This is a genomic window from Nocardia sp. NPDC049935 (genome assembly GCF_055586645.1).
Window position 1 is genome coordinate 270,832 of sequence record NZ_JBVJHV010000005.1, and the last position, 14,132, is coordinate 284,963.

At 71.4% G+C, this 14,132-nt stretch carries 6 protein-coding genes; 1 reads left to right on the forward strand and 5 read right to left on the reverse strand.

Translation table 11 applies throughout. The annotated features are described in order from the left end of the window. Positions 1-48: 48 nt before the first annotated feature. From ACZ6SF_RS21135 to ACZ6SF_RS21155, 5 genes are all read right to left on the reverse strand, one after another. A complete protein-coding gene (locus tag ACZ6SF_RS21135; RefSeq protein WP_466063870.1) occupies positions 49-849 on the reverse strand; it encodes an ESX secretion-associated protein EspG in 801 nt (266 codons plus the stop codon). Then, positions 846-2,633: a hypothetical protein gene (locus ACZ6SF_RS21140; RefSeq protein ID WP_466063871.1), complete on the reverse strand. Its 1,788-nt coding sequence runs from the start codon at positions 2,631-2,633 to the stop codon at positions 846-848. Before ACZ6SF_RS21140 ends, ACZ6SF_RS21135 begins: the two co-directional genes overlap by 4 nt. A 375-nt stretch (positions 2,634-3,008) precedes the next feature. Continuing rightward, positions 3,009-4,604, reverse strand: coding sequence for a hypothetical protein (locus ACZ6SF_RS21145; RefSeq protein ID WP_466063872.1), 1,596 nt, complete (start codon positions 4,602-4,604; stop codon positions 3,009-3,011). A gap of 69 nt (positions 4,605-4,673) precedes the next feature. Beyond that, complete coding sequence (locus ACZ6SF_RS21150) at positions 4,674-4,958, reverse strand: hypothetical protein (RefSeq protein ID WP_466063873.1); 285 nt, start codon at positions 4,956-4,958, stop codon at positions 4,674-4,676. A gap of 53 nt (positions 4,959-5,011) precedes the next feature. Further along, the gene (locus ACZ6SF_RS21155; protein ID WP_466063874.1) at positions 5,012-13,867 is read right to left on the reverse strand and encodes a hypothetical protein; all 8,856 of its coding nucleotides are present in this window, start codon (positions 13,865-13,867) and stop codon (positions 5,012-5,014) included. A gap of 12 nt (positions 13,868-13,879) precedes the next feature. Between ACZ6SF_RS21155 and ACZ6SF_RS21160 the strand changes: the two genes are divergently transcribed. After that, a partial coding sequence (locus tag ACZ6SF_RS21160) for a hypothetical protein (RefSeq protein WP_466063875.1) occupies positions 13,880-14,132 on the forward strand: 253 nt, incomplete at its 3' end.

Genomic DNA, 14,132 nt, shown 5'->3' on the forward strand with positions numbered 1-14,132 from the left:
ATCACCGGGGTTCACGCACACCCGGCCGGGCCCGTCCACGGCCCGGGATCAGCTCCGCTGCCGTTCCTCCTTTATCGCCCGAACCACGTGCGCGACTTTGGCATTGATCAAAGTGGCGAGGACCTTCGTATCCGCCGGAACCGCGACCGGCGGTTCACTGTCGCGTATCACGTACCGGCCGTCGTCCACCACGTCCCGCCAGTCCAGCCGAAAACGGGTGATCCCGCGCGGGCCGTATATCGACGAGCCCTGTTCGATCTCGATGGACCCGACGCAGGAGGCCGCCGCGCCGAGAAAGGCGGTGCCACGCTGTTGCGGTGTCAGGGTGAAGGAGTCCCGGACGTTCGGACCACTCGACGGGTGCTCCTGCCCGGCCGCGGCACCGGCGGCGGGCAGCACGATCTCGGCCTGCTTTCCCATCTCCCCTTCCGGCATCACCGCGGTCATTTCGTCGGCCAGGCGCACGGCGTCGCACTCGCGGACGGTGAAACCTCTGCTGTACCAGAAGTTCTCATCCGGAATCGTCTTCACGATGAATCCGCGCGCGCCTCGCCGGGCGCCTACCATGCGGATCAGGCTCTGGGGCTCTTCGGGTTTGCGATGATCGCTACCGTTGATCGAGATCCGGATATCGGGCAGGATCAGCGCCGCCAGCACCTGGTCGAAGGAGGTATCCAGCCGCTCGCGTAGTTCGGCTCGGGTACGAAGGACGTCCGCCTCCCAGCGGTCGGCGTCGCGCGTGCGCGCCGTGAAGCGCAGCGGGAAGGGCAACCGCCCACCGGTCCGATCGGACCACAGCACATGGAATTCCAGGTCCGTGAAACTCCATTGCCGAAGCGCGGACGTCACTGATCCACCACCGGCTTCGCCACGATCGAAGGCTCTCCGATTCCCTCCTCGAGCCATTCGGTGGAATCGAGATAATCGGCGCGCTTATGGTCCTTCTGCTGACCGCCCTGAGCGGCACCGCCGGCGCCGCCACCGCCCATCGGCATACCGCCCATCGGCATACTCTGCCCGGTGGACGCCGCGGACACACCCGCCAGCTGGCCGGTGGCCGTCGCCAGCGAGGCCCTCGGGAACAACTTCGCCGCCTTCTCGACATTCGGGACAGGCTGGGATTTCACGCCGCCGCCCGGCGCGCCACCGCCACCGGCACCGCTGCTACCGCCCAGGCCGGCGGGCAACTTACCGGCCTTCTGTAGCGCGGACTGATAGTTCTTCACGGCATCCTGCAGTGCGGGCATCCCGGGCAGCCCGGTGATCCCCGCCTGCTGCAATGCCTGCTGCGCGGCCTGGGACAGCTGCTGACCCATCTGACCGAGCTGCTGCAGACCCTGCTGGGCGGCCTGCAGCATTTCCTGAGCTCCCGGCTGCTTTTCGAGTGCCTGCTGCTGTTGCTGGAGCGCCTCCTGCTGCTGCTGGGCCTGGGTCTCCAGTTCCTTTTGCGCGGCCATGAGTTCCGCGCGCTGCTCCTCGATGCCCTGCAGCGCGGCCTGCTGTTGCTCCAGGCCCGCGGGCGTGCCGCCGCCGCCTCCACCGCCACCGCCGCCGCCGTTTCCGCCGCCGCCGTTGTTGTTGCCGCCGTTGTTGTTCTCGCCATTCGGCTGCGCGGGGGTTTCGCCGGGTGGCAGGAATTTCGGGAGCACACCCGCGGTGAGCTCGACGCCCGGCTTGTACCATGCGTTGTAATGGGCCTCGGCCTCGGCCTCGTACCGGGCGATACTGTTCTCGCCCTCCTCCGAGATCGCGGTCGCGTACAGCTTGCTCGGCATACCCACCGCGGTGCCCATGATCCACTGCGCCATATGCATCAGGTTCTCGGCCATCTGCTCCATCCCGGTGACGAGCCCCTCACCGGCGGAGATATATCTGTTGACCGCGTCCCGGGCACCGCCTGCCCCGGCGCCTTCCCAACGACCCGATTCGAACAGGCCGCGCATCCCCTCGCCGAAATTGGTGATGCCGGTGTCCATCTGGATCTGGGTCCGGTACCAGTAGGTCGCTTTGTCCTCGACCTGCGAGGGTTTGCCGGCGAGATCGATTCCCAGGTAGTAGAAGTCCGGGTAGGCCAGACCTTCGGCCGGCGGCACCGACGCCGAGAAAGCGAGCGCGCCCGGACTTCCCTTGAGCCCGGACAGGCTGGCCGGAAGAGTGTACGTATTGCCCTCTTCACTGAAGTTCCCGAGATCGGGCCGCTTGGTGTAGGTATCGTCGACGAATCCGTCGGTGGAGTCGTAGTGACCGAACGCGTCCTCGACCAGACCGCCCGCCGAACTCGCCCGGACCCGGCGCTGGAATTCACCCGCAGCGTCCTGATCCGTCTCCTGGTACAGCTTGCCGGCCAGCACGAACGCCTCACCGAGGGCCGTGATGTGCTCGCGGTGCTTGGGCATCACGTCGTCGGCGAAATCGCCCGCCACCTCGTCGAGTTTGGCGCGCAGACGCTGGGCCCCGTCGAAGTCACCGAATTCCGGGACCGGTTTGGTGAAACCCGCGATCTCCTTGACGACATTGAGGATGCTCATCAGGTCCGCGCACAGGTCGGCGGCCTCACCCGCTATCCCCTCGGCGAATACGAACCCGCCGTTCGCCGCCTGCCCCCTCAGGGCGCCCCACGGATCGTCGGCCATACCTTCACACTCCCGCCAGGTCGATGGTTCGCGTGCCGAGTGCCTCCAGCGGTGGGAGGCCCTCTTCGAGAAGTGCCGGGGCCCAGCGAATTACGATCGGGTAGTCCGATCCCGGGACTCCCACCCCGGACCACACAACCCTCGATGCGACCGGGATTCCGGTCCGACGCTCCACCGGGTACGTGATCGCCCTGTCGACGACCGCGTATGACGACCCTCCTCCTCGCCGACGGCACGAGTCACAAACGAAGTTCGCAGCCGGGCCTTACACGGCCCCCACCGTCGGCTTAACACGAACCGAATCCTTCTCATATAGAAGGTACCAGCAGGTGAACAGGGGCGCCGGTCCTGCGCGACGTCGAATGCGCTGTCCGGCTACACCATCGCGCGGTTGCGGGTACGGAAGCGGCGTTCGAATTCCGGGATATAGCGCGACGGCGCCACCGAGGACGACGACCTCTCCAGCACCCCGTCGTCGGCGAGATAGAAGATCGCCCGCCCGACCGCGATCTCACCCGGTTCCACCGGCACGTAGACCATCCAGCCCGAACTGACCCGTTCCGCGCGCAGCCCGTCGACGGGGTAGCCCGACAGATCCTCACCACCGGCGGTGAGGTGCGCGGCCACCCGCTCGACCGCCACCTGCGCGGGCAGCGGTTCGGGTGCGGTGACCCCACCCATCATCAGTTGATGGTGCGCGGTATCGAGCGCGGAATCGCCGGCCGCGGGAAATACGGCCGAGAGCGCGGCGCGGGTGGCCGATCCGGTCTCGGCGGCGGATACCAGGGCCTCGACCGCCGACCGCTGGTCGTCGCCGGGATCCGGATCGACCAGGCCGCCGATGATCCGCACCACGGTGTCGCGATCCCAGATCCCGGGGACCGCGGAGACGATCTGCGGCACGGGCGGGGATTGCCCCTGATACCACCGTGCTCCGTCCCACCAGTAGCAGAAGGTGAGCTGTCCGGTGCCGACGCGGTGGTTCAGCACCGGGCCCGCCACCCATTCCGGCGCGCCCCGGAACAGTTCCGGCAGCGCGGCCTCCCGGTTGTAGGCGGCGTCCAGTTCCGGGGCGTTCCACACCCCGCCGGACAGCACGGCCCGGCCGCCGGGCAGCGAGTAGAGGGTGCATCCACTGCGACCGGCGCCCTCGAACCATCGCACCGCCGGGGTGAGGCGGGGACCCCATTCGGATCCGGCCGCGACGAAAGCGGCGCTCAGTACCGTCCAGCGCGCCGCCGTCACGGTCAGCGACGGCAGACCCTCGACCGTCGCGGCCGCGACCCCGGCTTCTCGTTCGATGCGCGCCCGGGCGGCGGCGACCGCCGGGGAACGCTGCTGACGATCGCCGTGACGGACGTAGGCGGCCAGCCATACGGGAAGAGAGCTGCGGGGGAACGCCTCCAGGTCGGCGCGGTAGATCTCGGGCGCGAACAGCTGGTCCTCGGGAAACGGTTCGTCACCGTAGTCGTAGTCGACCTCGATATGGCCCTCGTTGGTCAAGCTCAGCAGCAGACGCCACCACGGCCCGTCTCCCAGCCGCGCGGACAGTTGCCGGTGTTCCCGGACCAGCGCCAGCACCTGGGGGGTCGGATTCCACCGGACGGTGCGCTGCTCCGCGTCGGAATACAGCGCGAAGCCGACATCGGCGGCCACGGTGGACGCGAAGACGGCGTCCACCCGCTGCCATCCCGACGGGGACACGGCCCCCAGCTCCCGGGCCACCTGATGCATGAGAGCACGCGCCCGCTCCGCGACATCCTGCTCCGGTACCGGCGGGGACAGGGTGAAACCCACATCCGGATCGTGCTCGGAGGCGGCGGTCTCGGACGCAGAATTCTCGGACGCGAGCGGATCCACGGCGGTCGCGTTGTGCGCGGCCGGGTCCTCCGTCTCGTCGGCCCGATCCGGCGGCGTGGGTTGCGGACCCGCGGCGGGTGCCGTGCCGGGCAGTTCGTCTGGTCTGGTCACTGGGCGAACACTCTCCTCATACCGGTACCGGCGTCCGGCCGGGCCGGGTCGTACACGTTTGCGCTGCGCTCACCGGCCGCCCTGGGCGCGGCGGACCTCCTCGAACTGCCGGGCGAGCTCTTCGCGCTGCCTGCGGGCATTGGATCCGTCGAGCTGGCCGGCGAATGCCGTTCGCGCCGCCTCCACCAGCTCATCGGTGACCTCCGGATAGGCCCGCGCGATCGCCCACAGCGCATCCTCGGTGGCCATATCGAGGCCGGTCTCGGTGCGCAGACCGCCGCCGTTGCGGACCGATTCGAGCATTTCGGCGAAGTTCTCCCGCAGCTCGTCGTCGGTCGGATGTCCGATACGCATGACTACTCCTCACTGGTCTTCCGCGCGTCCCGCGCCGGTGCGTGCCCACCTGTTCACTCCGCGAACACCTGCGCGCGCCGCTGCGGATCGGCGAGCACATCCCGCAGATACGCGCCGAAGTCGAGTTCTTCCGGAAGTGAACGGTAGGTCAGTTCACCCAGCCGGTGACCGCCCTGGACCAGCGCGAAACGGGTGGTCCGGTAGGCGACGGTGTCCAACTCGACCATAACCGGCTGTTCGAGGTCGACGGTCTGGGCGCCGATCCGCAGCGTCAGGCGGCCGTGGCGGCGGTAGAGCACGACGGGCACGCCGGCGATCTCCCCGTAGAAGCCGCCGACCCGGCCCGGATTGCCGGGCGCGGCCTGCAACGCACCGGTATCGGGGTTGAACTCCGACGGCACCCCGAAACCGGCGAACGGACGCACCACCAGGGGCGGCCCGGCGCCGTCTCCGTCTGCTCCGGGCGGTAGGGCCGGGCCCTCCTGCGGCCCGCCCCGACGGGGGCGCCGGCGATCCGGCGAACCGCCCGGCGGCAGACCACCGACGGGTGGGGGCATCATCGGCGGCGGCATACCCGGAGGTAGGGCACCACCGGGCGGGCTCTGCGACCCGGGCGCTCCGGGACCACCCGGACCGTATTCGCCGGGACCACCCGGCTCCCGGCCCGGCGGGCCTCCCGGAAGGTTCGGAGGGTCCGTGGGCGCGGGGGGCCCGGGCCGATCCGGGATGCCGGGGTACGGATCCAGCGGGGGCTCCGGATAGCTCGGCAGGGGCGGGCCCGGGACCTGAGGCGGTCCGGGGATATCCGGTGCTCCGGGAGCCGGAGGTCCGGGGAATTGGGGCGGCTGGGGCCACGGCGGTCCCGGTGGCGGGCCCGGCACGGGTGACCAACCGGGTGGGACGGGGATACCGGGAGGTACCGGCCACTCGGGTGGGGTCGGTGGGCCGGGGGGTACCGGCGGGACCGGCGGATTCGGGGGCACGGGCGGGACCGGGGGCACCGGCGGATTCGGGGGCGCGGGCGGTTCCGGAGGCACCGGCGGCACCGGCGGATTCGGGGGCACGGGCGGTTCCGGAGGCACCGGCGGCGCCGGCGGGTTCGGAGGCACCGGCGGGTTCGGAGGCACCGGCGGGTTCGGAGGCACCGGCGGCACCGGCGGGACCGGGGGCACCGGAGGCACGGGCGGGACCGGAGGCACCGGCGGTTCCGGGGGCACCGGAGGCACCGGAGGATTCGGCGGATTCGGCGGCACGGGCGGCACCGGGGGCACGGGCGGCACCGGCGGTTCCGGAGGTACGGGCGGTTCCAGGGGATTCGGCTGTTCGGGGAGGTCGGGCAGCGGTACCGGCCACGGTTTGCGGTCGTTCTCGAAATGCGGCGGGAACTCCGGATCCCACGGGTGGGGGCGGTGCGGGATATGGGACCGCAGGGTCGAGCCGCGGGGCATCACCATTCGCCTGCCCGCCGCCGGGTCGGCGCCCGCCGGTGGTGTGGGATCGCCGCCGGTGTGCCGGTTCGCTCCGGGACCGCGTCCGGATTCGTCCCGGCCGTTCTGTGCCCCGGGGGTGTTCGGGCCGTCGCCGTGCCCGGCGCCGTCACCGTCCGGAGTATCACCCGACGGTCCGGCGGGACCACGGGCCGGATCGCCGTCCCCGGGATCGGGGTCCGGATCGGTTCCGGCCGGCCGCGCGGGTTCGGCCGATTCCGATTCGGCTTCCGCGCGGTCGCCCGCTGTGGGTTCCTCGTGCGCGGGGCCCTGGCCTCGGCGCCGGGCCTCGGGTGTCTCGGCACCGTGGCGGTCGTGGCCGGCGGGCCCTTCCTCGATGCCTTCGGGATCCGCCTCCGGCCCCGGTTCCGGCCGGTCGTGGTCGCGATCACCGGGTACGAGGGCGGGGTCGTCGGCGGCGACTCGTTCGAGTTCCGACACGATCCGGTCCAGTTCGGCTCGGGCTTCGATCACCCGCCGCGCCGCGTGCTCGAATTCGGCGATGCGCCGCAGTCGCTGTTCCTGCTCGTCGACCCGCATCGTCCGGCCCCGCAACTCCTCGAGCCGTCGGTCCAGGGCCTCGGGCGACGCCAGATCCTCCTCCGCCACCGGCAGATCCCGATGCGGGGGCGGCAGCACCGCGCGGGCGCGCTCCACCTCGGCGAGGGCGCGGTCCCGGTTCTGTTCCAGTTCTTCGCGCAGCCGGGCGGCGTCGAGCCGGGCGGCGTGACCGGCGAGTTCGGCCAGTCTCGCGATATCGTCGGCCCGCTGCCGGACCTCGCCCCGCAATTCGGCCTGTACCTGGGCCAGTTCGGCGGGAGTCAGACGTTCGTGCCGGTCCAGGCGGCCGTCACGGTACTTCTCGTAGACCTCGTTCCAGCGCTGTAGTTCCGCACGCACCCGAACCAGTTCGGGATCATCGTCGCCGATCTCGCCGCGGCGATGCCGGTCCAGGACATCGTCCCAGCGGGCGAGGTCGGCGGGTGGTACATCGACGCCCACGGTGCGGGCGAAATCGTGTCCGATACCGAGTTCGGTGGCGGGCAGCAGATCGGATTCCGCCTCCAGCAGACCCATCCGGTGCGGAGCGTCGGCGAGATGACGCAGGTCCTCGATCACACCGACCAGGTGCCGGACCGCTTTCTCGTGCACCGGAATCTCGGCGCGGCCCACCCGCGGGTCCACCGCCCGGTCGCCGTGGGTTCCCGAGTCGAAGATATCGACCTGCCCGAGTGCCGCCAGGAATTCGGTCAGGGCGCCGGCCAGGTCCGCCCGGGTATGCGGGCGGTGCACCAGGGAGCGCACGGCTTCGTCGAAACCCGCGGGACCGGTCACCCGGACCGCGTCGTCGAGGGCGCCGAGGCGGCGCACCAGCCGCGCCGTCGCGGCGTCCACCGCGCCGCGGTCCAGCGCCGCCAGTTCCTGCGCGTAGGAGAGCATCCCGGCGATCTGCTGTATCCGGCGCGCGCCGGGGGTCGCGGGATCGGCGAGGATGCGGGCCGCGTCGGCCGGGGTGAGCGCGACGGTATCCGCGGGGTCGAGGCGATGGGCCAGGATTTCCCGGGCCCGGGTGACGGCGTGGTAGGTGTCGATATCCCAGGCGGTGCGGGCGTGGTCCATGATCGCTTCGAGTTGGGCGGCCCGGAGCTCGTTCTGATCGCGCAGCGTCGACAGTTCTTCGGCGAGGCGGCGGGGATCGGCCATGTCCTCATCGGTGATACCGAGCCGTTCCCGCAATTCGTCGACGGCGGCCACGATTTCGTCGCGGGTCATCCGGTCGGGACGGCGGCCGGCCTCGGGATCGGGATCGGCCGGATCGTCCGGGACCACGCGCCAGCCAGAACCGTCGTCGATCAGTGTCGTATCGACGTGTCGTCCGTCGATATCGGCGGCGATATGCCGGACCCGCGGGGCGCCCGCGTCGGCGACGGTGATCCGCTCGGGTCCGTAGCCGCCTTCGGGCAGTGGCGGTCCCGGACGCACCCGGGTGACCTGGTACCGCACCTCGAGGGTGCCGTCGTTCACGGCCGCGGCCAGATCCGGGAAGCGGGCGAGCGCGTCGGCCAGCACCCGATCGTGGTCCAGATGGCCGTCGATGACCACCAGTCGCATCGGGCCGCCCGGCCGGTCGGCGGGCAGCAGACCGATACCCGGCGGATCGCCGAACATGACCCCGTCCCGGCCGAAAACCCATTCCTGGGCGGCCATATCGCCGATCAGACCGGCGAGCTCGTCGACCTCGGCGTCGCGCCGGAGGAATTCGTCGGCCCGCCGGCCGAAATCCTCGACACGCTGGGCGGCCTCCTGGATCCGGAACAGCTGGTCGGCGAGGGTATCGGCAAGCCGGTCGGCGTCCAGGGCGGCCAGGTCGATATCGCCGAGTATCTGGGCCCAGACCGACCGTTCGTCACGAATCTGGTCGCGGCGCAGGGCCCGCTCCAGGTACACACGGCGGCCGTCGTCACGACCCGGCTGATCGCTGTCGTACAGATCGCCCCAATCGCGGGTGGGCTCACCGCCGTTGTTGACCCCCTCCCAGCCGAGCAGATCGGCCGGGCCGGGCCAGGCCCGCCGCAGCGCTTCGGGCAGCCACTCCGGGGCGCGGTGCGGCTCGCGATAGGTGGCCACCACCTCGCGCAGGAACCGGGCCAGCGGGTTGGTGTCGAAGAAGGTCGCGTGATCGCTGTAGGGGATATCGGCGTGTTCGGCGTTGTAGCGGCGGGCCGCGTCGGCGAGCCCGGTGAGGGCACCGATTCGCCGGGCCTGCTGGTATTCGATCAGGTCGCGTACCCGCCGGACGTTCTCCGGGGTGGGGTCGCCCAGATCGATCCCGAACGCGCGTGCCGCCGCGGCCAGCGCCGCCGCCTGTTCGTCGCGCAACGCGGCGGCCGCCGCCAGTTCATCGGCCCACGCGGCGATCTCACCCGCGCTCCGCGGCACCGGCTCACCCGCGGGCTCGGCCGGCGGGAGCCCGGCGGCGGGGTCGCGGGTTTCCGGGGCCCCCGGCGGCGACGGATTCTCCTGCTGGGCCTCTGCTTTCAGATCGTCCAGCTCGACACCCAGCTCCCGGCGCACCAGATCGGGATCGGCCTCGTCGAGCCAATACCGGTACTCGTCACCGGCCTCGTCGAGCAACGGCACGGTATCGGTGCTCGGGTCGGCCACCCGGGAGGTGAACCGCCGCAGGAAGGGCAGCAGTTCCCGTTTCTTCCAGAGGGTGACGCCCTCTTTGAGGATGCGCGCGGGGTTGAACTTGGTCTGCAGGACCTCGTACTCGTCGCCCGGGACGCCGGGAGTCGGGTCCTCGGTCTTACGCAGCGGCAATCCGGCCTCGTCGCCGAGGAGCGACTGGCCCGCGCTGTCGATCCCGGAGCCGGACGGGTATTTCGGAGTCTCGCCGGTGTACCCGGTATCGCGCAGCCATTCCCAGATCCGGCGCAGCAGTGGTTTACGGCGGGTGGGGGCTTCGGGTTCACCGGGCACAGCGGGCGCGTCCGCGCGCTCCGCTTCGGCCACCCGCCAGCCTCCGGCGTCATCGGCGACCAGCCGCACCGGCACCCACTCGCCCTCGACCGCGACGTTGTAGCGACGTGTCTCTCCCGGGGCCGCCGCGCCGGAATCCGGCTGCTGCCGGGCCGTCACCGCACTGTCGGCGAGGGACGCCAGGTCGGCGGCGGCGCGGACGACTCCGGCCCGCAGCCGGGCCGCCGCGGCCGCCGGATCACCGTCCAGAATCCGCGGATCGAGGCCCAGGAGTCGCGCCCACTCGTCGCGGGAACGCTGCTGGGCGGCGCGGTCCGCCGCGTCGGTCGCGGCCTCCAGTCTCCCCTGGGCGGCGGCCAGTGCCTCCACCATCGCGGCCCGCAGCAGGATGCGGTAGCGGTGGTCGGAAATCGTCGTGCCGAGGTTGTCGGGGTCGAGCGCGGTGTCGTCGGCGCCGAAACGGCGGGCCAGCCGGTCGCGGGTTTCCGTGACGGGCTCCACCCGCGGCGCGGGCTCGCCGGGGGTTCCCTCGTGGCCGCGATCGGGATCCGCGTGGCCATCCGGTCGGTTGACGGTGCTCTCCGGTGCGCGGGGGTCCGCCGCTGCCGGGGGCAACTGCGGGTCTTCCACCGGCAGCCCCGCCCGGAGCAGTTCGGCCCGCATCGCCGCCGCGAGTTCCGGATCGGCCTCGTGCTGCCAGTACTGTTCGTCGCCGTAGCGCTCCTGGGCGGACAGCTCGGCGAAATCGTCCGGGTGGCGCATCCGCGCGCCGGCGTCGAGATCGTCGAGGAAGCCGCGGGCCCGGGCGATTTCGGCGAGTTCCGCCAGCGCGGCGAGTGGATCGCGCAGCTCACCGAAGACCTCCGCGAGCCCGAGGTGCTCGGCCAGCCGCCGGGCGTGCTCGGCGAGGGCGCCGGTCGGCGGATCGGCGTCGCGCTGCGCGGGCCACTCGGCCCTATCCCGGAGGAACGCGGCCAGGTCACCCAGCGGATCACGATGGGCCGGAGCGCCGGAATCGCCCTCGGGCGGAACTCCCGGACCACCGGGATCATTCGGCCCGCCGGGATCGTCGGGAGGCGGCGGTCCGTTGCCCTCCGGAGGCTCCGGATCACCCTGGGCGGGCGCGGGCGGGCGGGACGGGGGTTTCCCGCCACCCGGGCCTCCGGCAGCAGGACCGTCCGGATCGCCGGGGTCACCGCCGTCGGGAGGATCGGGGTCGCCGGGGTCACGGCCGCCGGCGTCGGATTCGGCTCCGCCGGGCGGGGTTTCGTCACCTGTCCCGGACTGGTCCCCGGCCGGTAGTTCGAGCGTGTCGTCCGGCTGCTCGGCACCCGGCAACGGCACGGTGTCCCCCGGCTGCTCCTCTGCCGGCAGTTCCAGCGTGTCCCCCGGCTGCTCTCCGGCCGGTAGCTCCAAGGTGTCGCCGTCCGCGACCGCCGGCGGTTCCCCGCGGCGCTCCGGGCGCTGGTATTCCGGGTTCGGCTGCAGCGGCGGCAGGGCGTAACGGCGCCCGGCCCGCCAGTCGGTGAGCGGGGGGCGCTGGGCGTCCCAGTGGTGTCCCTGGCCGATGGCGTAGGTGTTGGCGGCCTGCCAGGTGGCGTCCGGGTGGTCGGCGAGATATTGCGCCTCGGCCAGCGCGTCCTGCAGCAGGACCAGATCGGCGGGCAACGGCTCGCCGGCCCGCAACCGGTTCCAGGCCTCGGCGATATCGGCGAGCCGATCCATCGGCCGCCGGACCATCTCGCCACCGGGATCGTCGGCGTCGCGCACCCAGTGCTCGTCCACCATCAGGTGGTTCCGGATCTGCTCGAGTTCGGCGCGGGTGAAATGCGGGATATCGTCGCGCATCCGGCCGACCAGCCGCGCGGCGATCTCGTCGGGATCCACGGGTCGCACGATCTCGTCGGGATCGGCCCCCGGCACGATATCGGCCGGGTCGACCACGCCCAGCAACATCTCCCGGACCTGTTCGACGGTATTGCGCACCAACTCCGGGTCGTCGTCGGCGAAGCGATCACCGGCCTCGTCGGCGACCCGGTCGATCGCGGCCTCGATCGCCCCGAGCTGGGCCGGTACATCACCGAGCGGGTCGATACCGCCGAGTTCCTCGACCAGCCGCGTGCGTACCAGGTCCACGAAGTCCCGGGCCGCCGCCCGCTGCTGATCTTCCCGGAATCGTTCGAGCCCGTCGGCGATCCGATCCAGATCGGTGTCGTCACCGAGGAACCGCTCGTATTCCTCGTCGGCCCACCGCTGCACTTCGGCCCATCGCTGCGCCTCGCGCTCCCACTCCCGGCGCAGCCCGGCCGGGATCTCGTTCATCGCGGTGGCCGGGATATGGTCGCTCTCCTGCCAGCGCCGGTGCATGGGCTGCACATTGGTCTCCGGGGGCGCGAACCATTCGTACCCGCGGAACACCGTCCCGAACGGTGGCAGTTTCTGCAGCCACGGTCGCGCCTCCACCCAGCGCCCGATCTCCGGATGCCGCTGGATCCACGCCTTCACCGCGGGATGTTTGGGTACCAGCGCGGCCATGAGCACGAGCCGCATCACGTTGTAGGCGTCCGCGCCCCAGTGCTGGGAGAAGAGATCCTTGGGGTCCACACCCGAGGTGTCGTACTGGCTCGGCGCCATCGGCGCGTTCACCGACAGGGTGCTCTCCGGGATCTTCCCGGCCGGTACGTTCTCGCCGGGCAGGACGATATCGTTGATGACATCCTCGCTGGCCCAGCCGCTCACCCCGTCCGGAAGATCCTTCTGGCTGTATTTCTTCGGCAGTTCCGGGGCGTCGCGGTTGGTCTCCCAGCCGGGGCGGGTCGGGTCGACCGGATGCCATTCTCCCGCGGCATCGCGCCAGCGCGTCATATCGAGACGACGGCCCGCGACCCAGCCGGTACTCATCCGCTCGACCTCCGGCGGGTCCATCTCCTCCACCCGCCAGTTGTCCTCACGGCCCGCGAGCACACGCCGGTACTCGACGGTGGTCTCGGGGCGCACCATGGCCTGCGCGGCGGCGAGGCTCTCACGGAGCGCGCGTTCGAGAGCGGCGTCGTGATCGGCGCGTGGATGCTGCGGGTCCGGGCGCGGCCCGAACACGATGATGCGGGGCTCGTCGCCCTCCACCACACCGACACGGTCGGTGACCATCCGCCCGCCCTCGGCCTCCACCAGACCGCGCCAGACTCCGGCCACCCGGGCCATTTCGTCCTGCAGACGGCCGATCCGGTGATGGGCCTCGTTCACGTCCTGCGCCGCGTCGGCCAGGGCGTCGATCTGCAGCAGCCGGCGCTGATACTGCGAGGGCCGCAGCTCGCCCGCGCGGAAATCCCGGTACGCGCCGTCGCGTAGGTCACGCAGTACCGCGTCCAGTTCGCCGGGACCCAGCAGCGTGTCCGGATCGTCGCCGTCCGCCACGAGCCCGAGCCGGCGGGCCAGATCGTCGCGCATGGCCCGGCGCGGTTTGATCCGCTGCAGTTCGGCGGCGCGTTCGCGCGCGAGACGTTCCAGTTCGGCGGTCACCTCCGCGGGGCGGGGCCGGTCCAGGAACTCCTGGTCCTGTTCCATACCGGCGATCTGCCGGTCCAGCTCCCGCAGCCGGGCGCCGAGTTCGTCGAACTCCGCGGTCTGGGCGATGAGCTTGCGGATGAGGTCCCGCCGATGCTGGCGCTCCTGGTCGCCGACCGGATTGCGGACGCGCGACGGTACCTCGTCGATCCCCGCGCCGACCTCTATCGAGTCGTAGCGGGTCTCCTCGTCCAGACGCAGGATGATCTGCTCGCGCGCGTCCGGCCCGAGATCGGCCCAGGCGGCCGGATCGAGCAGGCCGAGATTGCGCGCCCTGTCGGTGATCTTGGCCCGGAGGAATTCCCGTTCCCGGGTGACGCCCTGGCGTTCCCCCGCGAGCCGGTCGTATTCGATGCGCCCGGTGATCCGGCGCACCTCCTCCTGGGCATGCCTCAGGCGCGTGGCGAGATCACCGATCCGGTCGACCAGATCGCGATCCGCGGTGTCCAGATCGCTATCGCGCAGTGCGCGCAGGGTCTCCGCGATCCGGTCGTCGCCGAAGGCGCCCGCTTCCACGGGAGTTCGCAGGGCGGCGGCGAGTTCGTCGATCCGGCCACGCAGTTCGTCGCACCGGGCGACCGCGTCGACCAGAGCGTCTGCGAGCAGTTCATGCGGACGGGAACCGCGCTCGGGCTGCTCA

Excerpts from the sequence above, each read along its gene's own strand:
- ACZ6SF_RS21140 (WP_466063871.1), bottom strand. The coding sequence starts at position 2,633 with ATGGCCGACGATCCGTGGGGCGCCCTGAGGGGGCAGGCGGCGAACGGC.
- ACZ6SF_RS21150 (WP_466063873.1), bottom strand. The coding sequence starts at position 4,958 with ATGCGTATCGGACATCCGACCGACGACGAGCTGCGGGAGAACTTCGCC.